General features: G+C 61.8%; 23 protein-coding genes and 1 riboswitch. Of the genes, 16 read left to right on the forward strand and 7 right to left on the reverse strand.

The genetic code is table 11. From position 1 onward, the window contains the following. The first annotated feature begins 192 nt into the window (after nucleotides 1-192). From NJC40_RS08835 to NJC40_RS08865, 7 genes are read left to right on the forward strand one after another with little or no spacing between them, the layout of a single operon-like run. A complete protein-coding gene (locus NJC40_RS08835) occupies nucleotides 193-1,950 on the forward strand; it encodes a carbamoyltransferase family protein (RefSeq protein WP_045486724.1) in 1,758 nt (585 codons plus the stop codon). After that, entirely contained in the window at nucleotides 1,934-3,064 is a 1,131-nt protein-coding gene (locus tag NJC40_RS08840) for a glycosyltransferase (protein ID WP_045486727.1), read from the forward strand. Before NJC40_RS08835 ends, NJC40_RS08840 begins: the two co-directional genes overlap by 17 nt. Beyond that, nucleotides 3,064-3,960: a GNAT family N-acetyltransferase gene (locus NJC40_RS08845; protein WP_045486729.1), complete on the forward strand. Its 897-nt coding sequence runs from the start codon at nucleotides 3,064-3,066 to the stop codon at nucleotides 3,958-3,960. The genes NJC40_RS08840 and NJC40_RS08845 overlap by 1 nt, the downstream gene beginning before the upstream one ends. Beyond that, nucleotides 3,957-5,360: a PIG-L family deacetylase gene (locus NJC40_RS08850; protein WP_253140308.1), complete on the forward strand. Its 1,404-nt coding sequence runs from the start codon at nucleotides 3,957-3,959 to the stop codon at nucleotides 5,358-5,360. Before NJC40_RS08845 ends, NJC40_RS08850 begins: the two co-directional genes overlap by 4 nt. A 37-nt stretch (nucleotides 5,361-5,397) precedes the next feature. After that, on the forward strand, nucleotides 5,398-6,354 hold the full coding sequence (locus NJC40_RS08855) for a glycosyltransferase family protein (RefSeq protein WP_253140309.1): 957 nt from the start codon (nucleotides 5,398-5,400) through the stop codon (nucleotides 6,352-6,354). Nucleotides 6,355-6,384: 30 nt separating this feature from the next. Continuing rightward, a complete protein-coding gene (locus NJC40_RS08860) occupies nucleotides 6,385-7,158 on the forward strand; it encodes a glycosyltransferase family 2 protein (RefSeq protein WP_253140310.1) in 774 nt (257 codons plus the stop codon). Continuing rightward, nucleotides 7,148-8,299, forward strand: a complete 1,152-nt coding sequence (locus NJC40_RS08865) for an O-antigen ligase family protein (RefSeq protein ID WP_253140311.1) — start codon at nucleotides 7,148-7,150, stop codon at nucleotides 8,297-8,299. The genes NJC40_RS08860 and NJC40_RS08865 overlap by 11 nt, the downstream gene beginning before the upstream one ends. Nucleotides 8,300-8,310: 11 nt before the next feature. On the opposite strand, the gene NJC40_RS08870 is transcribed toward NJC40_RS08865, so the two are convergent. Then, a complete protein-coding gene (locus NJC40_RS08870; protein ID WP_253140312.1) occupies nucleotides 8,311-8,949 on the reverse strand; it encodes a BUD32 family EKC/KEOPS complex subunit in 639 nt (212 codons plus the stop codon). A gap of 250 nt (nucleotides 8,950-9,199) precedes the next feature. Here NJC40_RS08870 and msbA point away from each other — a divergent pair, with 250 nt between their 5' ends. Continuing rightward, complete coding sequence (gene msbA, locus NJC40_RS08875; RefSeq protein ID WP_045486744.1) at nucleotides 9,200-11,002, forward strand: lipid A export permease/ATP-binding protein MsbA; 1,803 nt, start codon at nucleotides 9,200-9,202, stop codon at nucleotides 11,000-11,002. Nucleotides 11,003-11,139: 137 nt separating this feature from the next. Next, nucleotides 11,140-12,561 carry a bifunctional D-glycero-beta-D-manno-heptose-7-phosphate kinase/D-glycero-beta-D-manno-heptose 1-phosphate adenylyltransferase HldE gene (gene hldE / locus NJC40_RS08880; RefSeq protein ID WP_253140313.1) on the forward strand — a complete coding sequence of 474 codons (1,422 nt, stop codon included), beginning with the start codon at nucleotides 11,140-11,142 and terminating at the stop codon, nucleotides 12,559-12,561. Between the two features lie 31 nt (nucleotides 12,562-12,592). On the opposite strand, the gene NJC40_RS08885 is transcribed toward hldE, so the two are convergent. The 4 genes from NJC40_RS08885 to NJC40_RS08900 all read right to left on the reverse strand — a co-directional run bounded on the left by NJC40_RS08885 (nucleotide 12,593) and on the right by NJC40_RS08900 (nucleotide 15,982). Further along, entirely contained in the window at nucleotides 12,593-13,555 is a 963-nt protein-coding gene (locus tag NJC40_RS08885; RefSeq protein ID WP_253114459.1) for a metal ABC transporter ATPase, read from the reverse strand. Nucleotides 13,556-13,617: 62 nt separating this feature from the next. Beyond that, complete coding sequence (locus tag NJC40_RS08890; protein ID WP_253114462.1) at nucleotides 13,618-14,433, reverse strand: aldo/keto reductase; 816 nt, start codon at nucleotides 14,431-14,433, stop codon at nucleotides 13,618-13,620. Beyond that, nucleotides 14,430-15,605 carry an FAD-dependent oxidoreductase gene (locus NJC40_RS08895; RefSeq protein WP_253140314.1) on the reverse strand — a complete coding sequence of 392 codons (1,176 nt, stop codon included), beginning with the start codon at nucleotides 15,603-15,605 and terminating at the stop codon, nucleotides 14,430-14,432. The genes NJC40_RS08890 and NJC40_RS08895 overlap by 4 nt, the downstream gene beginning before the upstream one ends. Before the next feature lie 44 nt (nucleotides 15,606-15,649). Continuing rightward, complete coding sequence (locus NJC40_RS08900) at nucleotides 15,650-15,982, reverse strand: DMT family transporter (protein ID WP_045486759.1); 333 nt, start codon at nucleotides 15,980-15,982, stop codon at nucleotides 15,650-15,652. An 85-nt stretch (nucleotides 15,983-16,067) separates the two neighbouring features. On the opposite strand from NJC40_RS08900, the gene NJC40_RS08905 reads away from it, so the two are divergent. After that, nucleotides 16,068-16,958, forward strand: coding sequence for a LysR family transcriptional regulator (locus NJC40_RS08905; protein ID WP_045486762.1), 891 nt, complete (start codon nucleotides 16,068-16,070; stop codon nucleotides 16,956-16,958). A 34-nt stretch (nucleotides 16,959-16,992) separates the two neighbouring features. Continuing rightward, nucleotides 16,993-18,267, forward strand: coding sequence for a lipid IV(A) 3-deoxy-D-manno-octulosonic acid transferase (gene waaA / locus NJC40_RS08910; RefSeq protein ID WP_253140315.1), 1,275 nt, complete (start codon nucleotides 16,993-16,995; stop codon nucleotides 18,265-18,267). 151 nt (nucleotides 18,268-18,418) lie between these two features. Here the strand turns inward: waaA and NJC40_RS08915 are convergent, their stop codons facing one another. Beyond that, complete coding sequence (locus tag NJC40_RS08915) at nucleotides 18,419-19,858, reverse strand: TolC family outer membrane protein (RefSeq protein ID WP_253140316.1); 1,440 nt, start codon at nucleotides 19,856-19,858, stop codon at nucleotides 18,419-18,421. Between the two features lie 149 nt (nucleotides 19,859-20,007). After that, a riboswitch (TPP riboswitch) is annotated at nucleotides 20,008-20,112 on the forward strand. A gap of 154 nt (nucleotides 20,113-20,266) precedes the next feature. Here NJC40_RS08915 and thiC point away from each other — a divergent pair. Beyond that, nucleotides 20,267-22,159 carry a phosphomethylpyrimidine synthase ThiC gene (gene thiC / locus NJC40_RS08920; RefSeq protein ID WP_144403237.1) on the forward strand — a complete coding sequence of 631 codons (1,893 nt, stop codon included), beginning with the start codon at nucleotides 20,267-20,269 and terminating at the stop codon, nucleotides 22,157-22,159. 111 nt (nucleotides 22,160-22,270) lie between these two features. Continuing rightward, a complete protein-coding gene (gene cytX, locus NJC40_RS08925) occupies nucleotides 22,271-23,560 on the forward strand; it encodes a putative hydroxymethylpyrimidine transporter CytX (RefSeq protein WP_253140317.1) in 1,290 nt (429 codons plus the stop codon). On the opposite strand, the gene NJC40_RS08930 is transcribed toward cytX, so the two are convergent. Further along, nucleotides 23,529-24,275: an RsiV family protein gene (locus NJC40_RS08930; protein ID WP_045486775.1), complete on the reverse strand. Its 747-nt coding sequence runs from the start codon at nucleotides 24,273-24,275 to the stop codon at nucleotides 23,529-23,531. The two genes, cytX and NJC40_RS08930, sit on opposite strands and share 32 nt — an antisense overlap. A gap of 208 nt (nucleotides 24,276-24,483) precedes the next feature. Here NJC40_RS08930 and NJC40_RS08935 point away from each other — a divergent pair, with 208 nt between their 5' ends. The 3 genes from NJC40_RS08935 (at nucleotide 24,484) to cpdA (ending at nucleotide 26,494) form a co-directional block, all read left to right on the forward strand. Next, nucleotides 24,484-25,101 (forward strand): NUDIX domain-containing protein, encoded by a 618-nt coding sequence (locus NJC40_RS08935; protein WP_253140318.1) that lies wholly within the window; start codon nucleotides 24,484-24,486, stop codon nucleotides 25,099-25,101. After that, entirely contained in the window at nucleotides 25,092-25,544 is a 453-nt protein-coding gene (locus tag NJC40_RS08940) for a DUF1249 domain-containing protein (protein WP_045486777.1), read from the forward strand. The genes NJC40_RS08935 and NJC40_RS08940 overlap by 10 nt, the downstream gene beginning before the upstream one ends. 173 nt (nucleotides 25,545-25,717) lie before the next feature. Continuing rightward, on the forward strand, nucleotides 25,718-26,494 hold the full coding sequence (cpdA, locus tag NJC40_RS08945) for a 3',5'-cyclic-AMP phosphodiesterase (protein WP_492180559.1): 777 nt from the start codon (nucleotides 25,718-25,720) through the stop codon (nucleotides 26,492-26,494). Nucleotides 26,495-26,553: the final 59 nt, after the last annotated feature.

A 26,553-nucleotide genomic window follows, 5' to 3' on the forward strand; every position in this document is an offset into this window, starting at 1 on the left:
ATTCGACGGCATGCGGGGGCTATATAGTTATCGCGCTGCACAGTGATTGGTCCGGCTGCTCAAGCTTCACGCCAAACCGATGGTCTATAGGCTATAATCCCGCGCTTTGGCTGCCCCTCGCCATTCGTGCCGGGGCCCATCATTATCTCGGGCGCACGACGCCTGCATGCAGACTAAAGAGGCTTGACCCTAGTGGCATTGACGATCCTGGGCCTGTCCGGCGCCCTTAGCCATGACCCTTCCGCAGCCCTGTATATCGACGGCAAGCTGATCGCCGCAGCGGAAGAAGAGCGCTTCGTCCGCGACAAGCACGCAAAGAACCGCATGCCTTACGAGTCGGCGAAGTTCTGCTTGGAACAGGCCGGCATCAAGCCTTCCGACGTTGATGTGGTGGCGATTCCGTTCGCGCCGATCAGCCTGTTCGGCAAGGCACGCTGGCACTACGCCAAGCGCTACTGGTACGCCCCGGACCGCGCCCTCGACGCGCTGCTGATGGGCAACCGCCGCTACAAGCGCTACCGCAACAAGATCGTCTGGTGCCTGGAGCAACTGGGGTTTGACCCGAAGAAGGTCAAGATCGAGCCGGTTGAGCATCACCTGGCCCACGCCGCCAGTGCCTACCATTGCTCGGGGTTCAAGGAAAAGACCGCGATCCTTGGCATCGACGGCAAGGGCGAGTACGCCACCACCTTCTTCGGCTACGGCGAGAACGGCAAGATCCACAAGATCAAGGAGTTCTATGACCCGGACTCGCTGGGCGGCCTGTATGGCGCAATCACCGAGTTCCTCGGCTTCGAGATGCTCGATGGCGAATTCAAGGTCATGGGCATGGCGCCCTACGGCGATGCCAGCAAATATGACTTCTCGCGTCTGGCAACCTTTGAAAACGGCGAGTTGGTGATCAACACCGAACTGGCCAACGTCATCGGCCTGCGTCGCTATAAAGAGAACGGCAAGGGGTTTTATTTCTCGCCCAAGCTGATCGAGTGGCTGGGTCCCAAGCGCGAAGGCGATGTCGCCGACGAGCCTTACATCCACTATGCCGCCAGCATGCAGGCCCTGTTCGAAAAGCTCGCCTTGCAGATGATGGACCACTATCTGGGTGACATCCTCAAGCAAACCGGCAAGATCGCCTTCGCTGGCGGCTGCGCGCTGAACGTCAAGCTCAACCAGAAGATCATCGCCCGTCCCGAGGTCAAGGAACTGTTCGTCCAGCCGGCTTCCGGCGATGCCGGCACCGCTGTCGGTGCGGCGGCCTATGTCTCCCACGCCCGTGGCGTGCCGGTCGAGAAGATGGAGCACGTCTACCTCGGCCCTGCTTACAGCAACGAGGACGTGATTGCCGCCTGTGCCCGTCACCCGAGCCAGCCCAAGTGGCGCAAGATCGACGACATGCCCGAGCGCATTGCGCAGATCATGGTCGATGGCAACCCGGTGGCCTGGTTCCAGGGGCGCATGGAGTTCGGGCCGCGCGCGCTGGGCGGTCGTTCGATCATCGGCTGCCCGAGCGTGCCGGGCGTGGCCAACCGGATCAACGAACAGATCAAGTTCCGCGAGCGCTGGAGACCCTTCTGCCCGTCGATGCTCGACACCGTCGGCCCGCAGATGATCAAGATCGACCATCCTGCGCCGTTCATGACCTTCACCTTCGAAGTGGCTGAAGAGTGGAAGACCCGCGTGCCGGAAGTCGTCCACGAAGACGGCACCTCGCGGGCCCAGGTGCTCAAGCGCGAGTACAACCCGCGCTACTACGACATGATGAAGGCGCTGGAAAACCTCACCGGCAACGGCGTGTCGCTGAATACCTCGCTCAACCGCCGTGGCGAGCCAATGATCTGCTCGCCGACCGACGCCCTGAACATGTTCTTCGGCTCGGACCTGCAATACCTGATCATGGAAGACATCCTGGTCGTCAAAGACGGTGCGAAGCCTTATGACAGCATCGGCTGAGCGCCATGTGCTGCAGTTCTGCCACGGCTATGACGGGCCGTTTCTGGACTGCGCACGGCAGTACGCCAGCCTGTTTGCCGGCCAGGGTTACCGGGTTACCACGGTATTTCTGACCGGCGAGCATGATCCGGACGTGATCGCCGACTGTGGCTCTGACGAGGTGCTGTTCATGGAGTACAGCTCCAGCGCCATCCGTGGCCTGAAGCTGGGGGCCATTGCCGCATTGCGCAAAATCGCTGCAGCCAGGCCGTTCGAGTTCTGTATCGCTCACCGTTTCAAGCCGGTCTACATCACGTTGCTGGCCACAAGGCTGCCGGTCATTGGTGTGCACCATGCCTTTGGCGACTACCAGCGCGCCAGCCGCCGCTTGTTCGCCAACCTGTTTCGCCAGCGCCTGAGCCTGCTCGGCGTCTCCGATGCGGTGCGCGATGACATGCGCAAGTGCCTGCCCAAGTGGCCGGCCGAGCGCATCGAAACCCTTTACAACCGCATTGACGTCGAACAACTGCAAGGCAGTCAGTTCAGTGCCGAAGACGCCCGCCGCGAGCTTAAACTGGCGCCTGACGCCTGGGTGGTCGGCAATGTTGGCCGGCTGCACCCGGACAAGGATCAGGCGACCTTGTTGCGCGGTTTCGCCCAGGCCTTGCCACAACTGCCAGCCAACAGTCAGTTGGTGATTCTCGGCAAGGGCCGCCTGGAGCAGCCGCTCAAGGATCTGGCGATGGAACTGAACATCGCAGGCCACGTGCTGTTTCTTGGCCAGGTGGCCGAGGCGCGCCGTTACTTCAAAGCCTTCGATGCGTTTGCCCTGAGTTCCGACCACGAGCCGTTCGGCATGGTGCTGCTGGAGGCCATGGTCGCTGGCGTGCCGGTGCTGGCCAGCAATTGTGGCGGGGCCAAGGAAGTGGTCGAAGGTGTCGGCGTGCTGTTCCCGCTCGGCGATGCCGGGCATCTGGGCCAGGCTCTGGTGCATCTGTCGCAGCTTGATGCGGCCCAGCGCGAGGCGTGTGCCGAACAGATGCTGGTGCGTCTGCGCGAGCGTTTTTCCGATCATGCGGTACGCAAGGTGTTCTGGCGTCTGCCGCAGGTCAACCGGCTGGTTGCGGGGTCTTGATGCTCAATCTGTTTCAGGGCTTTCGCGAGCGCGGTTGGTCCGCAAGTGATGCCGCCACTTACCAGCAAGTCTGGCAGCAATGCGGTGGCAGCGTGGCGACCCATCCCCAGGTGGTCGAACGGCTGTCGGCGCTGGCCGGGATTGCCGTGCGCTACCTGACCTGGGAGCAGGGCGGTGAGATCAAGGGCGCGATTGCGACCTGGGGCCGCGGCCTGGCGCTGGACAAAGCCGAGCTCAAGCGCCGGGGCAAGAAGGGCCTGTTCGATCTGGGCAACGCTGAGTTGATCCTGCCGCTGGCCGACGATGCCCGCGTGGCGTTACGACACAGCGCGCGTTATCTGTCGGCCCTCAACGACGGCAAGATCACCACCCTCAAGCCGCAGGCTGAATCACTGGCCATGGCCCGTGAGCCTGAAGACCTGTCGAAGAAGTTTCGCTACAACCAGCGCCGCGAGTTGCGTCTGCTGGAAGAAGCCGGTGGCACCGTGCACCCGGTCAGTGAGTTCGACAGCGTGACCCTGGCGCAGATCTACTGCGATCTGTTCCAGCGTCGCTGGGGCTTTGCCGCCACCGGGGCCGAGCGCATGGCTGAGGTCGTCGAGTTGCTGCGCGAATGGCTGATGGGGTCGGTATTGTTTCTGGAGGGCAAACCCATCGCCATCCAGTTGATCTACCGGGTCGAAGCACCGCAGTGGGTCAGCGTCGAGTATGTCAATGGTGGCGTCGACCCCGAGACCAGGGCGTTCAGCCCTGGCAGCGTGCTCAGCTTCATCAACACCCAGAGCGCATGGGAAAGTGCTCGGGCCTTGAACAAACCGTTGCGCTTCTCGTTCGGCCGTGCCGACCGCGAATACAAGGACCGTTGGTGCAACCCTGTGCCGGTATTTCAGGTGTGAGCCGCAAACAGCAGTTACTCAAGCGCCACCGGCGCAACAAGCGTATCGCCCTGTTGGTCGGGCTGGTGGTCTTGCTCGCCCTCGGGGCGTGGCTGGGCTGGTGGCTGGTGCCGCTGCTCGCCGTGCTGGCCTGGGTTGCCCACGAGGCCTGGTTCGCCGACCATCTGTTCTATGCCCCCGGCGACGACTATCAGTACCGCTTTGCCGACGTCGACCAGGTTGCGGGTGTGCGGCTGGACAACGGCCGTTTGCAGCTCGAACGGCCCCATCCGTTGCAGGGTGACGAGACACTGATTCTGGCGTTGAGCGTGCGCAGCCACTGGCTGGGACGCTTTTTCGATCCTGCGGTGCTGCTCAGCGGCCTGGGCGAGACCGACGTGCAAACCTTCGAGCGTGGCGTGAACGGTGTTCGTTACCTGAACCTGACCGGGCTGGGGCATGTGCTCAATGAGGGCGCGCTGCAACTGCGCGGGCGTTTCTGTCGGCTGGAGGGCACGCCGCAGCTATGGGCATTCCGCGCCGCCGACCCGCGCCGCCAGCGGGTCATGGTCATCGCTCCGCATGCCGATGACGCCGAACTGGCCGCCTACGGGCTTTATAGCCAGGCCGATGAAGCCTGGATCGTGACCCTGACTGCCGGTGAAATCGAAGCCGAACACTATCAGGCCATGGGCATGAACAAGGCCGAAGCGGCGCGTTTGAAAGGTCGCCTGCGCGCCTGGGACAGCATTGCGGTGCCGCGCTGGGCCGGTGTGCCTGAGCAGCGCTGTGTGCAACTGGGTTATTTCTGCCTGCAATTGCCCGCCATGCAGGCTGCCCCCGAGCAAGCCGTGGCGTCCCGCGAAGCGCAGCTGGACGATACCCGGCTGTTTCGCCAGTTCAATACCCTTGAACTGCCGGGCGATGATGGCGTACCCAGCTGGAACAACCTGCTGGCCGACTTGCGCGCGCTGATTCTCAACGCCCGCCCCCAGGTGCTGGTCATGCCGGATCCGGCCATCGACCCGCACCCTGATCACATCTGCGCCCAAGCTGCCGTGCGCGAAGCCTTGCAGGGTCTGGAGTGGCAGCCGGAGGTGGTGCTGGGCTACGCCAATCACCTGCATGACAACGACCGCTGGCCGATGGGCGATGCGCACAGCGGGGTGACCCTGCCGCCGGTATTCGATGCGCAATCGCGTGTGCCCTATAGCCTGGTGCTGCCGACCGACGTACGCCGCGACAAGGCCATGGCACTGGGCATGATGCATGATTTGCAGCCCGCGCTGCCGTTCAAGCGCCGTCTGCGGCGCAGCCTGCAGCGGCTGCTGGCCGGGCGGCGCTGGCCGGCCGAAGGCGAGAACGAGTTTTTCCGTAAGGCTGTGCGGCGACACGAGTTGTTCTGGCGCAGCGAAATCTGATTCAGCTTCAGCAGGCAGCAGTACTGCAAGGAAATCCATGAAAGTCCTATTTCTGGTCCAGAAAGAACAACGCGCCATCCTGGACCGCCTGTACGAAGGCGTTGCCGCCTATAGCGACTGCGACCTGCGCTGGCTGACCTCCGATGATCAGCGCGACTTGCGCGGTTATTTCCGCCGTGAAGTGGACGTGAGCAAGTACGACCGGATCGTGTTTTTCCTGCGTTTCAAGCAGGAGGTACGGCAAGTGGCCTTCATTCGCAGCATCCCCAACCTGGTGATCCTCGAACACGACGCCTACCAGAACTACATCAACTGCAAGTACACCGGAAAATTCAGCTCGCATTACCAGAAGTTGCCCTGGGCCCGGGTCATTACCTCGGGGTACATGGTGACCGAGCGGCTGCGTGGCGAAGGCTTTGATGCGGTGTTTGTGCCCAAGGGGTATGACCAGAGCCTGTTGCAAGGCCGCGGGCGCGAGCGGGACATCGAGCTGGCGTTTGTCGGCAGCACCAAGAGCGTGGCCTACAGCGGTCGCAAGGCGTTTCTCGATGAGTTGGCCAAGGTCGAGCCGCTGCTGGTCACCCGCACCAAGTCCGGTGAAGAATATTGCGAGACCCTCAACCGGATCCGCTTTTTCGTCAGTGCCGATGTCGGCATGGGCGAGTACATGATCAAGAACTTTGAGGCCATGGCCTGCGGCTGTGTGCTGTTGGCCTTCGATCAGGGCAGCGAAGAAAACCGCGCGCTGGGCTTCAAGGATATGCACAACATCGTGCTGTACAGCGATATCGATGAGCTGCGCCGCAAGCTGCAGCAGTTACGTGAAGATCCGCAACTGGTCGCGGAAATCTCCCGCAACGGGCAGACTTTGGCCGAGCAACGCTATACATTCCATGCCCTTGGTAAAGCCATCGTCGAGGCCATGCAGGCACCGTTGCGTGCCCGCCCGACCCCTGGCCTGCTGGAGCGGATACGTGCCTGGCTGGGCGTGTGATGGCCGTGAACATTCAATGATCGAGAATTCATGATGGTATTCAGCGAAAACAGCGATATCACGCTGGTGGTCACCAGTTGCGGTCGTTTCGACCTGTTGAAGCGCACCCTGGAGACCTTCGACCGGTTCAACACGGCACCCATCCGTCATGTGCTGATTACCGAGGACTCAGGCGACGAGCAGGTACGCGACTGCATCCCGGAACACTGGCGGGCGCACACCCGGTTCATCGTCAACAATCCCAAGCTGGGCCAGATGCGCTCGGTGGACGCCGCGTATGCGTTGATCGAAACCGGTTGGGTGTTTCATTGCGAGGACGACTGGGACTTCTACCGTCCCGGCTTTATCGAAGAATCGATGGCCCTGCTGGTCAACGACCCGCAAGCGCTGCAGGTCTGGCTGCGCAGTTTCAATCATGACCTGCTGGTGCACAGCCCGTATGTGTTCCTCAACGAGCGCGAAGTGTTCGACGGTATCGCGTTCTACAAGCTCGGCTCACACAAGCCCGAGTGGCAGGGTTTTTCTTTCAATCCCGGTCTGCGGCGCCTGGTTGACTACCAACGGCACGCCCCGTATGCCGGGCACGGCGGTGAAAAAAAGCTGTCACAGCTCTACGCTGGCGAAAACCGCTATGCGCTGATTCTCGAAAACGATGCGGTCCTGCATACCGGTTTCGGCAGCCACGTGGTGGTGTCGCAGGAACGCCTGGACAAGAAGCGCCGCAAGCAGCGTGACCGCGTCAAGCTGCTCGTCACACTGGCTGCAGGTCTGATAATAGGTTGGTTGCTCAATAATGTTGCCTGAGGGGACCCGTACGCCGTTCAGCAAAAGCCAGCTTTACTTTGGCGCTGCGCTGGCGGCTTTTCTGCTGAGTTTTCTGCTGCATGACTCGGCCAAGTTCACCAACAACCTGTTCTATGGGGCAATGGCCCTGCCGGGGCTGTTTTTCCTGATCAAACACAAGGGCGCGGGCCTGTTTGGCCAGCCACTGGCCAGAATATGGGCGGCGTTCCTGTTGTGGTTTCTGGTGCCGGCGGTGTTTTCTGCCGACTTCCAGTTCTACAAGCATATTGCCTATGTCAGCCTGTTCGTGTTCGTCATCGCCGGCCTGGTGCCGGTCACGCTGTTCAGTGGCGGGCTGTTCGTGCGTGGGCTGTTCTGGGCCATTTGCCTGTACATTTTCACTGGCAGCCTGCATAGCTGGTGGACCGGGCAGTTTGTGTTCGGCCAGCGGGTGGCGATCCTGCCGGGCCGGCTGGACAACGTGATTTACAGCAGCGCGTGGCTGGTCTGTGCCTTGGGCCTGGCCCTGCCGTTGTGGGTGCGCCAGCGGCGCTGGATCGAGGCGTTCTGCGCCATCGCCCTGACGCTGCTGGCTGCGGCATTCGTCGTGCAGACCCGCACTGCGCTGGTGGGCTTTGCGTTGCTGGCCGGACTTTGGGGTCTGTACGTGGTGTACCGTTACCCGCTCAAGGGCGCCATGGCCCTGCTGGTTATCGCGGCTTCGGTCAGTGGCGCGATCTGGCTGTGCTGGGAAGAGCAATGGGTCCGGCTGCTGTTCGTCAGGGGGGACTCGTTCCGTATCGAGCTGTTCGAGATCATGACCTCGGAATGGGCGCGCTGCGGCTGGACGCTGGGTTGCGGGGTCAATTTCCAGACCACGCAGACCCTGACCGGCGGCATACCGATCCAGCATCCGCACAACATTTTCGTTTCCATGGGCCTGTACACCGGCGCGGTATCGCTGGTGCTGTTCTTGCTGGTGATGGCTCTGACCCTGTGGCAGGCCTGGCGCCTGCGCGATGCCTGGGGTTGCTACCTGCTGTGTGCGCTGGTGATGCTCAACTTCGACGGCAGCAAGCTGGTGGGTAACCCCGATGAGCTATGGCTATTGGTCCTGTTGCCGGCGGCAATGATTCTGGGCCGCCGAGTGCAACAGCCGTAGGCGCGGCAAGCTCAGGCAATCGCCTGCTTGAGCTCTGCCTCACTGCACTGGCTCTGGGCACTCAGGTAACCCTGAAAGAACGCCGGGTTGTCCTCGCCCAGCAGCCACTGGCGATCTTCGGCGTAGCGCAGCATATGCTTGAAGTTGCGCAGGCGCAGTGATTTGCGCAGTGGCTGGCGGAAGGTCTTCATGTCAGCGATGTCGATCAGGCCCAGCTCGCTGTCCGGGGTCAGCACCACATTGCCCAGGTGCGCCGAGCGGAAGTAGATACCTTTCTCATGCAGCCCGGCAATGAAACGCCCCAGTTGGCGACGCAGTTCATCGTCGGAGCCGACACTGCCCAGCAACTGACGCAGGGTCTGCCCGGCCAGTGGCGTGTAATGCACCGCGTCGCGTTTGATCTCGGCAATCCTGAATACGCTGCGCACCTGCGGGCAGGGCACCGCGCGCTGGGCCAGGGTCAGGCAGTTGTCGGCGAAACGGCTGGCGTACGGATACCAGGCCGCCGAGCTGATCAGACGTTTGCGACGAAACAGTTTGAGCATCGAACCGTCACTCAGGCGCAGTACCTTGTCGCCTGTGCCATCAGCCTCCAGGACTTCTGCGCCCTGGACCAGGTCAAGGTAGCGGGCATGATCAAGTGGCTGCATCGAAACTCCGACTGGCAGGCATGGAAAGCCGACTATGTTACCCCACTGGGCACCTCTAAAAACTACCTGCGTGGCCATCGCGTTGTTGAAATCAGGCTCAAAATGCTCATTTACAACATGTAAATTCCGCTTTCTCGCCTGATTTCGCCTGGCGCTGACTGCCTCGCCTACGTTTTTAGAGGCACCCCGCTGAACTGCCGCAAAAACCGCTTGTGATACAATTGCACTCTTTTTGACTTGACGGATTCCCATGGCAAGCAACGAATCGTCCACGCAGTCCAGCGTGAAGATCTACCTACGCCTGTTGTCCTATGTGCGTCCGTATGTGGGCATTTTCCTGCTCAGTATCATCGGTTTCGTGATCTTCGCCTCCACCCAGCCGATGCTGGCTGGCATTCTCAAGTACTTCGTCGACGGATTGACCAACCCGGAGGCGGCGCTGTTTCCCAACGTGCCGTACCTCAAAGACTTGCAACTGCTGCATGCCGTGCCGCTGCTGATCGTGCTGATCGCTGCCTGGCAAGGGCTGGGCTCGTTTCTGGGTAACTACTTTCTGGCCAAGGTGTCGCTGGGGCTGGTCCACGACCTGCGCGTCGAGCTGTTCAACAAGCTGATGGTGCTGCCAAACCGCTATTTCGACACCACCAACTCCGGCCATCTGATCTCGCGCATTACCTTCAATGTGACCATGGTGACCGGCGCCGCCACTGACGCCATCAAGGTGGTGATCCGTGAGGGCCTGACGGTGGTGTTCCTGTTTATCTACCTGTTGTGGATGAACTGGAAGCTGACCCTGGTGATGCTGGCGATCCTGCCGTTGATCGCGGTTATGGTTGGCAGTGCCAGCAAGAAGTTTCGCAAGCAGAGCAAGAAAATCCAGGTGGCGATGGGCGACGTTACCCACGTGGCTTCGGAAACCATTCAGGGTTATCGCGTGGTGCGCAGCTTCGGCGGCGAACGCTACGAGATGGACCGTTTCGCCAAGGCCAGCGACAGCAACACTGAAAAGCAGTTGCGCATGACCAAGACCGGCGCGGTGTACACGCCGATGCTGCAACTGGTGATCTACAGCGCCATGGCGGTACTGATGTTCCTGGTGCTGTTGCTGCGCGGTGAAGCCACTGCCGGTGACCTGGTGGCCTATATCACCGCCGCCGGTTTGTTGCCCAAGCCGATCCGCCAGTTGTCGGAAGTCAGCTCGACCATCCAGAAAGGCGTTGCCGGTGCCGAGAGCATCTTCGAGCAGCTCGACGTCCCGGCGGAGGTCGATACCGGGACTTACCAGCGTGAACGTGTGCAGGGCCGTCTGGAGGTTAAGAACCTCAGCTTTACCTACCCTGAAACCGAGCGGGTGGTCCTCGACGACATCAGCTTTGTCGCAGAGCCTGGGCAGATGATCGCGCTGGTCGGCCGCTCCGGGAGTGGCAAGTCAACCCTGGCCAATCTGATCCCGCGTTTTTATCCCCATGAAACCGGGCAGATCCTGCTTGATGGGGTGGATATCAACGACTATCGGCTGACCAACCTGCGCCGCCACATTGCGCAGGTCAACCAGAGCGTCACGCTGTTCAACGACAGTGTTGCCAATAACATCGCCTACGGCGACCTGGCCGGTGCTCCGCGTGAAGATGTCGAGACTGCCGCAGCCGCAGCCTATGCCAAGGAATTCATCGACCGTCTGCCCGAAGGCTTCGAAACCGAGGTGGGTGAGAACGGCGTGCTGCTGTCCGGTGGCCAGCGCCAGCGTCTGGCAATTGCCAGGGCATTGCTCAAAAACGCCCCGTTGCTGATTCTCGACGAAGCGACTTCGGCGCTCGATACCGAGTCCGAGCGGCACATCCAGGGGGCACTGGATTCGGTCATGCAAGGTCGCACTACGCTGGTCATCGCCCACCGGCTGTCGACCATCGAGAAAGCCGACCTGATTCTGGTCATGGACGGCGGACGCATCGTCGAGCGCGGTACCCACACTCAGTTGCTGGCCGAGAACGGTTATTACGCCCGCCTGCATGCCATGGGGCTGGACGAGCCGTCACCTGTGGGTGCTATCTGATACTGCCGGGCGGGTTCACTGAACCTGCCAGGCTTTTCACCGTCAACCGGCAATCTTCTGCGACAGCGCCGCAAGCTGTTCGTAGTGGCCCCTGTGCTAAGATTCGCCCCTTGTTCAGTTCTGCCAAGGTCGCTCATATGAAGTTATCCATGCCGCGTTTCGATCAAGCGCCTGTCCTGGTGGTGGGTGATGTCATGCTCGACCGTTACTGGCATGGTGGTACCTCGCGCATTTCTCCCGAGGCGCCCGTGCCGGTGGTCAAGGTCGACCAGATCGAAGACCGGCCCGGCGGTGCTGCCAACGTCGCGTTGAACATCGCAGCCCTCGGTGCACCGGCCTCGCTGGTCGGTGTGACTGGCGAGGACGAGGCCGCCGAGAGCCTGGACAACAGCCTCAAGGCTGCCGGTGTCCAGGCGCGTTTCCAGCGCATTGCCCACCAGCCGACCATCGTCAAGTTGCGGGTCATGAGCCGTCATCAGCAATTGCTGCGCATTGATTTCGAAGAGCCCTTCGCCACTGACGCGCTGGCCCTGAGTGTCGAGGTCGATACATTGCTCGACGGCGTCAAAGTGCTGGTGCTGTCCGACTATGGCAAGGGCGCGCTGAAGAACCACCAGGTCCTGATCAAATCTGCCCGCGAGCGCGGCATCGCGGTGCTGGCCGACCCCAAGGGCAAGGATTTCTCGATCTATCGCGGCGCCAGCCTGATCACCCCGAACCTCAGCGAGTTCGAAGCTATTGTTGGCCACTGCCGTGACGAGAACGACCTGGTCAGTAAAGGTGCTGAGCTGTTGCAGGCGCTGGACCTTGGCGCTTTGCTGGTGACCCGTGGCGAGCATGGCATGACCCTGTTGCGCGCCGACCAGCCGGCGCTGCATCTGCCGGCCCGGGCTCGTGAAGTATTCGATGTGACCGGTGCCGGTGATACGGTGATCTCTACCCTGGCCGCCGCCCTGGCTGCCGGTGAAGACTTGCCCCACGCCGTAGGGCTGGCCAACCTGGCAGCCAGTATCGTGGTCGGCAAGCTGGGGACCGCCGCGATCAGTGCCCCGGAGCTGCGCCGCGCCATTCAGCGCGAAGAAGGCACCGAGCGCGGTGTACTGGGTCTTGAGCAACTGCTGCTGGCGGTCGAGGACGCCCGTGCGCACAACGAGAAGATCGTGTTCACCAATGGCTGCTTCGACATCCTGCATGCCGGTCACGTGACCTATCTGGAGCAGGCCCGCGCCCAGGGCGATCGCTTGATCGTGGCGATCAACGACGACGCTTCGGTCAGTCGTCTGAAAGGACCGGGCCGGCCGATCAACAGTGTCGACCGGCGCATGGCGGTACTGGCCGGGCTCGGCGCAGTGGACTGGGTGATCAGCTTCCCGGAAGGCACTCCTGAGAACCTGCTCAGTCACATCAAGCCCGATGTGTTGGTCAAGGGCGGCGACTACAGTGTCGATCAGGTGGTGGGTGCCGACATCGTGCGCGCCAATGGCGGTGAAGTGAAGGTGCTGGGTCTGGTGGAAAACAGCTCCACCACCGCCATCGTCGAGAAAATCCGCCAGCAATAAGTTTGTGGCTGCACGCTGATGCGTGCAGCCGTCACTTACCCAGCCTGGAACGGGCGCGGTCCAGCAGCGCCTTGGCTTTGCCGGTCAACTGTTTCAGACCGCCGCTTTTTTCCGGTGGCGTCAGCCCTTGTTGGCGCAGCCAGTCCTTCCAGCGAATCCGCTCTTCGCGTACCACCCAGCCTTCCTGGCGGGCAAAACTTTCCGCCAGATGCAAACCGCGGGTACTGACCGGCACCAGCCGGTCTTGCTTGAGGGTATACAGTTCGGGCAACGGCTCGCCGTTCTCCAGCGGCATCAGGTACAGGTCGGGCTTCTTGCGGTTCAGGCGTGCGACCAGGTACTCGTCTTCAAGCGTCTCGTCGACATGAAACAGACTGAGCGGCCTGGCATCCCTGGGGATCTCCAGGCGCAGGTCGTAAATCAGTTGCAGTGATGCGGTGGGCAGGTGCACATAGGCTCGCGGTCGTTCAAGCAGCGCCAGGTTGCCGCAACGCACCGGTTTGGCCGCGCCCGACAGCGGGCTGAGCAGAAACGGCATGGCTTCGCGGTAGTGCAGAGCCGCTGCATAAGGTGCAGGCAGCCAGGTGTCCTGATAACGCCCGCTGAGCCAGCCCTGTGGCGTCTCGATCAGGCATTCCTCTGCGACTTCCTGAATGGCGGTATGCAGCGGCAGGCTCATTTCGTGGGCCGGGACATAGCCGGAAATCAGCTTGAGCACCACATCGCCACGGTCCTTGCGCTTTTGCCGCACCAGCACCCAATAATCCCGGTTCTGCCAGGTGATGGTCAGGCGTACCGAGACCCCGAGATTGGCCAGTTCGATGGCAAAGCGTTCAGTATCCGCCACCTCGACCTTGCGCCGGCGTTGCAGGGTCTGGGCAAAGTTGAGCGGCATGCCGATGCTTTCATAGCTCAGCGCCTCGGGTGTGGCCTCGACGAATAGCGCCAGAGTCTTGAAGTTGCTGGGGTTTTTCCTTATCAGGGTATGCGGCATCTCGGCTCCTTCTTATGGTATGCCACATCGGGCATCCGTGCGTTGGGGTCGGCCTCCTGCAATCAGCGCTGACGGCGAATCACGGCGGCAGCGCTGGCAACGTTGTGCGCCAGATGGACGGGATTGATGGTCCCGACGATGGCACTGGCAACGCCCGGATGCGCAAATAACAGTTCAAAACTGGCGCGCACCGGGTCGACACCGGGTTCCAGACAGATATGACCGCTGGCCAGCGCTTTTTTCACCAAAATTGCTTTGCCGTGCGCCGCAGCGTAGTCCAGAACCGGCTTTTCGGTCTGCTCGTTGAAGTTATAGGTCACCATTGCGCAGTCGCCGTCACGCAACGCCAGCAGGCCGCCCTCGACGGTTTTGCCAGAAAAGCCGAAGTGGCGGATTTTGCCTTCGCGCTTGAGTTCGGCCAGGGTCGGGTAGACCTCGCTGTCGTTGAGAATCGCCAGATCATTGCCGTCGGAATGCACCAGCACCAGGTCGATAAAATCGGTTTCCAGACGTTTCAGGCTGCGCTCGACCGAGAGCCGGGTGTGCGCTGCGCTGAAGTCATGGTGCGACTGGCCGTTGTCGAACTCCTCACCCACCTTGCTGACAATCACCCAGTCGTGACGCTGGCCGCGCAGCAGCGGACCAAGACGCTGCTCACTGGTGCCATAGGCCGGAGCGGTGTCGATCAGGTTGATGCCCAGCTCGCGTGCCTGGCGCAGCAGGCTGGCCGCTGCCTGGTCATCGGGGATACTGAAACCGTTGGGGTACTTGACCCCTTGGTCGCGACCCAGTTTTACGGTGCCCAGGCCCAACGGCGAAACGTTCAGGCCAGTGCTGCCCAGCGGGCGGTGCAGTTCATGCAAAGTCGGTAAGGTCATGGCAGCAGTTGATCCCAGACAGGTATGGCCAGTGGCGGCTTGGGCAGGTCATTGGGCGCAGGCTGCGCGGTTGGCTGGATGCCGTCCTTGCTCAGCGCGGCGAGGACCCGGTCGGCGAAGTCTGGCGCCAGGGCCAGCTTGGTCGGCCAGCCGACCAGCAAACGGCCCTGCTCAGCGACGAAGGCGTTGTCTGGGCGGACCAGCCCTGATTGTTCTGGCTCGGCGCGGTCGACCCGCAGCGTGGCCCACTGCACCTGATCCAGATCGATCCACGGCAGTAGCTTGTGCAGCTCTTCCCGGGCTGCAGCGATCTGCGCTGCCGGCTCGCGGGCGACACCGTCGGCTTCGGCAATATCACCGCCCAGATACCAGACATTCTGGCCATCGGCGGCTGGGTGGGTGGTGACGGTGATGCGTGGCTTGGGGCCTCCGCCCAGGCAGTGAGCGAACAGTGGCTTGAGGGCCGCGCCCTTGGCCAGCACCATGTGCAATGGACGACGCTGCATTTTCGGCTGGTTGATGCTCAATGTTTGCAGTAGGTCGGCAGTCCCGGCACCGGCACTGAGCACAATGCGCTGGGCCTGAATGTCGCGGCCATCCACCCGCAGGCCGACCAGTTGCCCATCGGCCAGCAGCGGTTCAATCTGCTGGCCGGCCAGCAGGCTATCGCCGGCCAGTTGCGCCAGGCGTTCGATCAGGCTCGGCACATCCACCACCAGTTCGGCCAGACGGTAAACCTTGCCTTTGAATTTCGGGTGTTGCAGAGCGGGGGGCAATTCATTGCCCTTGACCTGATCGACGCGGCCACGCACCGCCTTGCTGGCAAAAAAGCTGGTGAGGTTGCCGGCCAGGGTGCCCGGCGACCACAGGTAGTGGGCTTCGGACAACAACCTGACACCGGCCAGATCAAGCTCGCCATTACCGGCCAGAGCTTCGCGCCAGCGCCGCGGCATATCGGCGATGGCTTCCGAAGCGCCGGTCAGGGCTCCGTGCAGCGCATATTTGGCACCGCCATGAATGATGCCCTGCGACTTGAGACTCTGCCCGCCGCCGAGGCTGGCGTTTTCCACCAGCACAGTGGCAAAGCCCTGACCGCGCAGGCGGGCGTTGAGCCAGAGACCGGCGACCCCGCCGCCCACAATAAGGACGTCGGTGGAGATAACAGATGGCATGGGCACCTCATGGCGTAAACGATGCCGGCCATTATAGGGGGTTATCAGTGCCCTGCGGTTTTCGAGAACAACTGGATCACTACCACGCCAAGCACGATCAGGCCCATGCCCAGTACCGCTGGCAAGTCGAGCTTCTGGCCGTAGATGAACAGCGCGGCGATGCTCACCAGCACGATGCCCATGCCCGACCATATGGCATAGGTCACCCCCACCGGAATGGTGCGTACCACGATGATCAGCATCCAGAACGCGACGGTATAGCCACAGATGACCAACAGCAGCGGCAGTGGGGCGCTCAGGCCCTTGACGGCTTTCATCGAGGTGGTGGCGACAACTTCGGCGCAAATGGCAATGGCCAGCAGGTAATAGGCATTCATGGGCGGACTCCTGTTCAGTGGCGCGCATTCTAGAATGTTCATGGATGGGGTAAAGTCATTACCTATCTGTTATGGAGATAGGTTGATGGCAGGACAATGGGATCTGGAACAGATGCGCCTGTTCGCCCGCGTCGCCGAGTTACGCTCGTTCTCGGCCGTGGCTCGCGAGCAGCGCAAGGCGCAATCGGCCGTCAGCAGTGCGATTGCTCTGCTTGAGCAAGACCTTGGTGTCAGCCTGTTCGAGCGCAGTAGCGGTCGCCAGCCGAGTTTGACCGAACATGGTCAAGCGCTGCTGGAGGATGTGCGTGAACTGCTGCGCCACTGCGAGCGGCTGGATGGCCACGCGCTTGCATTGATGCGCGGCCAGGAAGCGTTGTTGCGCATCGCCCAGGACGAAGCCATGCCCCATCAACCGGTGATCGACAGCCTCGATGGGCTGGCCAACCGCTTTCCTTTTCTGCAAGTGCAACTGGCCAGCGGTGCCCAAGGCGATGTGGCCCGCAAGCTGGTCGAACGGCGGGCCGATATCGGCCTGTTCTTCAGCCATGACGATGTGCCAGCCTCACTGGAACGCCGTTCGCTGGGCAGCGTGGAAATGGTCACGGTCTGTGCGGTTGATCACCCGCTGGCCAAAGAGCGCTGGGTAACCTGTCAGCAACTGGCCCGTCACCGGCAACTGCTGATCACCGCCCAGCAAAGCGACTACCCCGGCGGCGAGGCGCTCAGTTCTCAGGTCTGGCGGGCTGACAGCTTCTATGCCATGGCCGAACTGCTGATGCGCGGTCTGGGCTGGGCCTGGCTGCCCCGGCACGTGGTGCAATACCCCACCTACCAGAGCCAGATGGTCGAACTGCCCAGCGAATGGCGCCCGCCAGCGCTGGTGGTGGAACTGGCCTGGCGTCGCGATACACCGCTGGGGCCGGCGGCAAAATGGCTGGCCGAGCGCTTTGCGGTGCATTTGCAGGCGATTGGCTGATCATCGACCCCGGATCCTTGTAAACTTCGCCGCCATGAACAGAACTCTCTATACCCTGCTGTTTCACCTGGGCCTGCCGCTGGTTGCGCTGCGCCTGTTCCTGCGTTCGCGCAAGGCGCCTGCTTATGCCCGGCGTATCAAAGAACGCTTTGCCTTCGGTCTGCCGCCGATGCGCCAGGGCGGGATCTGGGTGCATGCGGTGTCGGTGGGCGAGAGCATTGCTGCTGCGCCGATGGTCCGGGCGCTGCTCAAGGCGTACCCGCAGCAGACCATCACCCTGACCTGCATGACGCCCACCGGTTCCGAGCGGATTCAGGCGCTGTTCGCCAATGAGCCGCGGATTCAGCACTGCTACCTGCCCTATGACCTGCCGTGGGCGGCAGGACGGTTTCTGGACCATGTACGGCCGCGGCTGGGCATCATCATGGAGACGGAGCTGTGGCCCAACCATATTCACCAGTGCGCAAGACGCGGTATCCCGGTGGTGTTGGCCAATGCCCGGCTGTCCGAACGTTCGGCACGGGGTTATGCACGGTTTGCCGGCCTGACCCGGCCGATGCTGGCAGAAATGAACGGCTTTGCCGTACAGACAGAGGCCGAAGCCCAGCGCTTTCGTGACCTAGGCGCGCGGCGCGAATGCGTGACGGTCACCGGTTCGATCAAGTTCGACTTGACCATCGACCCACAGTTGCCGGTACAGGCTGCGCACTTACGCGAGCAATGGCAGGCCACGGCCCGACCGGTATGGATCGCCGCCAGTACCCACGCGGGCGAAGACGAGAGCATCCTGGCGGCCCATCGCCAATTGCTCGCCAGCCACCCGCAGGCCTTGCTGATCCTGGTCCCGCGCCACCCCGAGCGTTTCGACAGCGTGCACGAGCTGTGCCGCCAGCAAGGTTTCGACACGGTCCGGCGCTCCAGCGGCCAGCCGGTGACCGCCACGACCACCGTGCTGTTGGGCGACACCATGGGCGAGCTGCTGTTTCTCTATGCACTGGCCGACTGCGCCTTTGTCGGCGGCAGCCTGGTGCCCAATGGCGGTCACAACCTGCTGGAACCGGCCGCGCTGGGCAAACCGGTACTCAGCGGCCCGCACCTGTTCAACTTCCTGGAAATCGCCGCCATGCTGCGCACCGCCGGCGCCCTGCAGCAAGCCAGCGACCCGACCGCACTGGCCGAGGCCGTACAGCACCTGTTCGAGCAGCCCGACCAGGCCCGCCGCATGGCCGAGGCCGGTTTGCAGGTGATGAAAGCCAATCAGGGCGCCTTGCAGCGGCTATTGGCGTTGATTGATCGGTTGGTGGCCTAGGGGACGTGCCGCGCGGTCGTACAGCAAACACGAGATCCTGTAGGAGCGGCTTCAGCCGCGAAGGCTTCCCGGCTAAAGCCGCTCCTACGAGGTCCGTGTTTGCTACGCGACAGCGGGGCGCCGAGGCGGCGGGCGAGCTCCTACGACATATTCAACGCTTGGCCGGCCGCTCAAAGTTCTTGCGCGCCTCGGTCGCCAAGTCCGGTGGCAGAAAATCCCGGTCCGGGTTGTAGTCAGGCTTCAGATAGCGCGCCAAATCCTGCAAGTCACCAGGGTTCAACGTCCCGGCCGCCTGCTTCAAGCGCAAGCTGTCGATGATGTAGTCATAGCGCGTGTTGTTGTAGTCACGCACCGACGCATACAACTGACGCTGGGCATCGAGCACATCGACGATATTACGGGTGCCCACCTGATAACCAATCTCCGTCGCTTCCAGCGCACTCTGGTTGGAGATGATCGACTGCTTGCGCGCCTGCACCTGTTCCACGTCGGTATTCACCGCACGATGCAGATTGCGGGTGTTCTCCACCACCTGGCGGCGCAGGCTTTCGCGGCGCTGTTCACTCTGGCTCAGGCGCGCATAGGCCTCCCGTGCCTGGGAGCTGGTCAGACCGCCGCTGTACAGCGGGATATTGACCTGCAGACCCACTGTGCGTTGTTCGACATCGCCGCTGTAGTTGGTGCCCGTGTAATTGGGGTTGGAAAACCCTTGCAGATCGTTATCGCCGCGTTGCCAGGTGGCGACAGCATCCACGGTCGGCGCATGCCCGGCCTTGCGTTGGCGCAGCGTCTGTTGTGCAGCATCGACGGCGTGGTTACTGGCCAGCAGGTCGAGGTTTTGTAAGGCGGCGGTGTCGACCCAGGCCTTGGCGTCGTTGGGTGACGGCGGCAGCACCGGCAGGCTGTGAACAATGCCTTCGATCGCGCTGTATTGGCGATTGGTCAGCGTCACCAAGGCCTGGAAGGCATCGTCCACCTGACGCTGGGCGATCAGGCGGTTGGCCCGTGAGCTGTCGTAGCTGGCCTGGGATTGCAGCACATCGGTCTTGTCCGACAGGCCGACGTCAAAGCGCTCATTGGCCTGATCAAGCTGGCGCCGGAACGCCGACTCCTCGGCTTTGGCAGTCGCCAGATTGTCCTGGGCGCGCAAGACACCGAAATAGCTCTGCGCCGATTGCAGGATCAGGTTCTGTTCATTGGCTGACAGCTCCAGCGCGGCCTGTTCGTTGACCGCTTCGGCCGCCTGCAGCTGGAACCAGCGATCAGCGCGGAACAGCGGCTGGCTCAGGGTTGCCTGGTACAGGGTGCCGCTGCGGGTGGCGGTGGCCTTGGGCTGGTCGATGCTGGTGCGGGTGCTGCTGTTCTGGGCGCTGGCCGAGAGGTTGGGCAGCAGGCCGGCACGGGCCTGGGGTACGCCTTCGATACGCGCCTGGTAATCGGCACGGGCGGCGGCCAGATCGGCGTTGTTGTCCACTGCCTGCTGATAGACATTCACCAGCCCGGTCAACGCCGTCGGTGGTGCATCAGTGGCCCAGCTCGGGGCAATGCAGGCATACGACACGGCGAAGGCCAACGGCAATTTGCGCAGCATGGGCGTTCCTTTTCCAGAAGATGATCGCAGTCGGCGAGTGTAGAGCCAGATGTTCGGCGCAACAATCAGCTATTTCGGCCATTTCAGCCACTTATCGCAGGTGTTGCATTTGGGACTGGCGCTCGCTCCCGAGCCGGCATAGACTGGCGCCGTTCTTGTCGGGGTGCCTTGCTATGAGGCTGAGATCGGTTAAACCGGATCCCGTTGAACCTGATCAGGTTAACGCCTGCGTAGGGAACAAGATTGCTCGCTCCCGGCGAGTCCTCTTGAGTGTCGTCCGGGGTCGTGCGTTCAATATTTATGCACCACTTCGCGCCGCGTCACTCTGCGTCATTGCATGCATGACGCCCTCCGTCCGTTCAGGTCACTCCGACAATCAATCCGTGCAGGATGTCAGGAGAGACCGTGATGACGACAAGAAAAACCAATAACGCCCCCCATCTGAGTGAATCGGCCCAGGTCGACTCGGGTTCGGTCCAGCCTTTTACCCGTTCGCAGAAGATCTATGTTCAGGGCTCGCGCCCGGATATCCGCGTGCCGATGCGCGAGATCAGTCTGGACGTGACGCCTACCGATTTCGGCGGCGAGATCAACGCGCCGGTCACCGTCTACGATACCTCCGGGCCTTACACCGACCCCAATGTGATCATCGACGTGCGCAAGGGCCTGGCCGATGTGCGCTCGCCGTGGATCGAGTCGCGTAACGACACCGAGCGGCTGGGCGGTCTGAGCTCCAATTTTGGCCAGCAGCGCCTCAACGATGCCGAACTGACAGCCCTGCGGTTTGCCCATGTGAACAATCCGCGCCGCGCCAAGGCGGGCGCCAACGTCAGCCAGATGCATTATGCGCGCAAGGGCATCATTACCGCCGAGATGGAATACGTCGCCATCCGCGAAAACATGAAACTCCAGGAGGCCCGCGCCACCGGGTTGCTCAAGCAGCAGCACGCCGGACACAGCTTCGGCGCCAGTATTCCCAAGGAAATCACCGCCGAATTCGTGCGTGAAGAAATCGCCCGCGGCCGGGCGATCATTCCGGCCAACATCAACCACGTCGAGCTGGAGCCGATGATCATCGGCCGTAACTTCCTGGTGAAGATCAACGGCAACATTGGCAACAGCGCTTTGGGGTCGTCCATCGAAGAGGAAGTGGCCAAGCTGACCTGGGGCATCCGCTGGGGCTCGGACACGGTCATGGACCTGTCCACCGGCAAGCATATCCATGAAACCCGCGAGTGGATCATCCGCAACTCACCGGTGCCGATCGGCACCGTACCGATCTACCAGGCACTGGAAAAGGTCGGTGGTATCGCCGAAGACCTGACCTGGGATTTGTTCCGCGACACCCTGATCGAGCAGGCCGAGCAGGGCGTGGACTACTTCACCATCCACGCCGGTGTGCTGCTGCGCTACGTGCCGATGACGGCCAAGCGGGTCACCGGTATCGTCAGCCGCGGCGGCTCGATCATGGCCAAGTGGTGCCTGGCGCATCACAAGGAAAACTTCCTCTACACGCACTTCGAAGACATTTGCGAAATCATGAAGGCCTACGACGTCAGCTTCTCGCTGGGCGACGGTCTGCGTCCGGGTTCGATTGCCGACGCCAACGACGCCGCGCAGTTCGGTGAGCTGGAAACCCTCGGCGAGCTGACCAAGGTCGCCTGGAAGCATGACGTGCAAACCATGATCGAAGGCCCTGGCCATGTGCCAATGCAGTTGATCAAGGAAAACATGGACAAGCAGCTGGAATGCTGCGACGAGGCGCCGTTCTATACCCTCGGCCCGCTGACCACTGATATTGCGCCGGGTTACGACCACATCACCTCGGGCATCGGTGCGGCGATGATCGGCTGGTTCGGTTGCGCGATGCTCTGCTACGTCACCCCCAAGGAGCACCTGGGCCTGCCGAACAAGGATGACGTGAAAACCGGGATCATCACCTACAAGATCGCCGCACATGCCGCTGACCTCGCCAAGGGCCATCCCGGCGCGCAGATCCGCGACAACGCACTGAGCAAGGCGCGCTTCGAATTCCGCTGGGAAGACCAGTTCAACCTCGGCCTGGACCCGGACACTGCGCGTGCCTATCACGACGAAACCTTGCCCAAGGAGTCGGCCAAGGTCGCGCATTTCTGCTCGATGTGCGGGCCGAAGTTCTGCTCGATGAAAATCACCCAGGAAGTGCGCGAGTACGCCGCCAACCAGCGCATTGATGCGGTGGATGTCGCGGTGGAAGACGGCATGCGCGAACAGGCCGAACGCTTCAAACAGGAAGGCAGCCAGCTGTACCAGAAAGTGTAGGAGCGACCTTGGTCGCGAAGGCGTCTCTGACGGTGGTGATGGTGTATCGCCTGAACCGGCCCCTTCGCGAGCGAGCTCCTACCGTATTCCACTCTATTACCGAGCGTTAATGTGAACACACCTGGCACTTACTCCCCTGACCTGCCGGTCCCCGGCGACAAACGGGTTTTCGGCGGGCGCGATCTGTTTTCCCTGTGGTTTTCATTAGGGATCGGCCTGATGGTCCTGCAAGCGGGTGCCTTGCTGGCTCCGGGGTTGGGCATGGCCATGGCGCTACTGGCGATTGCGCTGGGCACGCTGATCGGCGTGCTGTTACTGGCCAGCGCCGGGGTGATTGGTACTGACACCGGGCTGTCGTCGATGGCGTCGCTCAAGCTCAGCCTGGGGCGGCGTGGGGCGATGCTGCCGGCGGTTCTCAACCTGTTGCAACTGATTGGCTGGGGCTCGTTCGAGATCATCGTCATGCGCGATGCAGCCAGCCTGTTGGCCGGGCGCACCTTCGGTGCTGCGGGTCTGTGGAGCAGCCCACTGCTCTGGGCGCTGTTGTTCGGCGGGCTGGCAACGCTGCTGGCAGTCAGCGGGCCATTGACCTTCGTGCGCAAGATTCTGCGCCAATGGGGGATCTGGCTGCTGTTGGGGGCCTGCCTGTGGTTGACCTGGAACCTGTTGAGCAAGGCCGACCTGAGCGCGTTGTGGGCCAGGGCAGGGGATGGCTCGATGCCATTTGCCACCGGTCTGGACCTGGCGATTGCCATGCCGCTGTCGTGGCTACCGTTGATCGCCGACTATTCACGTTTTGGGCGTCGGGCCAAGCCAGTCTTTGTCGGCACGGTGCTGGGCTACTTCATCGGCAACTGCTGGCTGATGAGCCTGGGCGTGGCCTACACCCTGGCGTTCGCTGCCGACGGTGAAGCCAATGCATTGCTGTTGGCGCTGGCGGGCGCGGGGATGGGCATTCCGCTGCTGTTGGTGTTGCTCGACGAATCAGAGAAAGCCTTTGCCGATATTCATTCGGCGGCGGTGTCCAGTGCGATGTTGTCGGGGTTGAAGGTCGAACACCTGGCACTGGCAATCGGGGTGCTGTGTACCTTGATTGCCTGTTTTGCGCCATTGGCACAGTACGAAGGCTTTCTGTTGCTGATCGGCTCGCTGTTCGCGCCGCTGTTTGGCGTGGTGCTGGTCGATCATTTTATCGTCCGTCGCCGCCGTACGCCGGCTGCGCTGCCGGCGTTGTACGGTCTGAGCCTGCTGGCCTGGCTGGGCGGCGTCAGCACCTATCACTTGTTGGCCAATCTGTACCCGCAGGTGGGCGCCACGTTGCCCGCCGTGCTGGTTGCCGGTGCCCTGCAATTTTCGCTGGGGCGTGGTTTCAGCCGCGACCGGGGAACAGTTCGGGCCTGATCACACCATTGAGCTGCGGATAGGGAATCTTCAGCTCGATATGGCCCATGGCATAGGGCGCGATGGTGGTCACCGGATACTTGAGGATCACCGCGCCATAGGTCAATGCCACGTTAGGTGTGCGCTTGAACGGCCAGGTGCTGGCGAACTGCGGGTCTTCGTTGGCTTTGGTCGAAACCATCCAGGCCTGGTGGGCGAGTTGGGCTTTTTGCCAGAACTCGTTTTCCTTGCCGGGCACTACCATGTCGGCCAGGGTCAGGACTTTCTGCTGCTGGCGTGAATAGTTGAACAGCGCCCGGCCCGGATCACCATGGGCACCACCGCTGTCGAGGTAGCTGGACAGTTCAATCACCACGATACCGTCATGCTGCTCGCGTACCTTGGCTTGCAGGTAGCTGCTGTTGCGGCCTTCGGACTGGCTGAGGAACTGCTGCTCATAGGCTTTCAGGGACGTCGCTGGCGCTGCACCCGGGCGGGTCGGGGCCATCTGCAGGAGGTTCTTCTGCACGATGGCATCGAGCCGCGGCTCGTCAGGAAAATGCACGGTATCGATGTTCACCAGCGGGCAGTCGGCGCTGCTGCAGCCCGGCTTGATCTGCTCCCAGGCCTCGCGTTCGACCTGCAGCGGGGCACGCATGTTGGGCTTGAACAGGCTTTGGCAGGCACCCAGAGTGACGGCCAGGCAAGCCAGCGCAGCGATCTTCGTTAACGACATGATGATCCTTGGCAGTATCAAAATAAGCGGCTGCGCGATACGCATCCAGGCCGATTGGACTGCAAAACCGGTGTTCGGTTCGCCATCGCGACGGATTAGAAATGCTTTACGCCCGCGCGTCTACTCTGGCAGGTAAGGAAGGGGCTGCATCAGGCCTGCGATGCGCGTTAGGATGGCCCCAAGCCAAATCTTTCGCAGCGAGACTTTCATGACCCAGAGCACCCGATCGACCCCCACGGCCTACGAGATCACCCGGCGTGAAACCTGTTTCAAGGGGTTCTACAAACTCGACAAGCTGTACTTGCGCCATGAGCTGTTCAATGGCGGTATGGGGCGGGAACTAAGCCGCGAACTGTTCGTCCGTCATGACGCGGTCTGTGTGCTGCCGTACGACGCCAAGCGCGACGAAGTGGTACTGATCGAGCAGTTCCGGGTCGGCGCTGCCGAGAAATCCGGCAACCCGTGGCTGATTGAAATGGTCGCCGGTCTGATCGACAAGGACGAGCAACCGGAAGAAGTTGCTCATCGCGAGGCAGAAGAGGAAGCTGGTCTGCAATTCAGTGCCTTGTGGCCGATTACCCGGTACTTTCCTTCGCCGGGCGGCAGCGATGAGTATGTACATCTGTTTCTGGGGCAGTGCGACAGCCAGGGCGCCGGCGGCGTGCACGGCCTGGAGTCGGAGGGGGAGGACATCCGCGTCACGGTCTGGTCGTTCGACGACGCTTTGCAGGCTGTGGCTGATGGCCGGATCATGAATGCGGCAACCATCATCGCCATCCAGTGGCTGGCCTTGAACCGCAATGAAATCAGGGGGCTATGGTCGTGAATCTCTTGCGCGAGCGCTACCGTGTCGATCTTGCCGGGCTGCAGGCCGCCTGCGAGGCCAATTACGCCCGCCTGATGCGTTTGTTGCCAGACATGCGGACACAAAAAAGCTCGCGCCGGATTGCGGTGACCCAAGGCGACCAGATGCTGGGGGTGCTGACGCTTGAAGTGGTGCTCGACTGCCCGTACACCACCACCTTGCAGGTGCGCCAGGAGCACAGCCTGCCCTGGCTGCCGGTGCCCAGCCTGGAAGTGCAGGTCTATCACGACGCGCGCATGGCCGAAGTGATCGGCGCCGAACATGCGCGGCGCTTCCAGGGCATTTATCCGTACCCCAATGCACACATGCACCAACCAGACGAAAAATCCCAGCTCAACCTGTTTCTCGGTGAATGGCTGAGCCACTGCCTGGCGTGCGGGCATGAGTATGAGGCAGTGCGTTGAACCCGCCGATTCTCGGGGTGTGCGCCGGATCAATACTGGCATTTCAATGCGCGGTCTTGTGATCCGTCACTCATTCGCAGATTTGCCGCGCCCCGTATCAACTACCATAATCGCAGCGAATCGTCCGGGGGAGACGGCCGTTGCCGAGTTCATCAATCAAGGACTCTTCAGTCCTGCTGGTCCAGATTTCTGACAGTCATTTGTTCGCTGACGCGGACGGCACGCTGCTGGGCATGAAAACCCGCGAGGGGTTGCACAAGGTCATTGAGCAGGTGCAGGCCGAGCAACCGGCTATCGATCTGCTGTTGATGACCGGCGATTTGTCCCAGGACGGCTCACTGCAGTCGTATCAGGCGTTCCGGCAGATGAGCGAGGTGCTTGGCGCGCCGGTTCGCTGGCTGCCCGGTAACCATGACCACTGGCCACAGATGAGCGAAGCCGCGCAGGGCTGTGACGCGTTACAGCCGGTGACCGATGTCGGTGGCTGGCGGGTGACCATGCTCAACTCCGAGGTCGAAGGTTCGGTGTTCGGTTATCTGGAGGATGAACAACTCCAGTTACTGGAGCAGTCCTTGCGTGAGGCGCCTGAGCGCCATCATCTGGTTTGTCTGCATCATCATCCGGTCGCCATTGGCTGTGAATGGATGAAGCCTATCGGCCTGCATAACGCTGATGCGTTGTTCGCCGTGCTGGAGCGTTATCCCCAGGTCAGGGCGGTGCTCTGGGGGCATGTGCATCAGGAATTTGATCAAGTGCGTCAAGGCATTCGGCTGCTGGCCACGCCGTCGACCTGCATTCAGTTCGCGCCGGGCAGCGCAGACTTTGCCCTTGATACCGCCGCGCCAGGCTATCGCTGGTTACGCCTGCATGACGACGGGCGGCTTGAGACCGGTGTTTCGCGGCTGGTTGGCGTACATTTCGAGGTCGATCTGTCCGGAACCGGCTATTGAAACATTTGCCGGTGCAGCTCCCGGGCCTTACTCCTGTAAACTGTGCGGCTTTAATCATG

Origin of the sequence: Pseudomonas sp. 21LCFQ02, assembly GCF_024129895.2 — a bacterium.
GTDB lineage: Bacteria > Pseudomonadota > Gammaproteobacteria > Pseudomonadales > Pseudomonadaceae > Aquipseudomonas.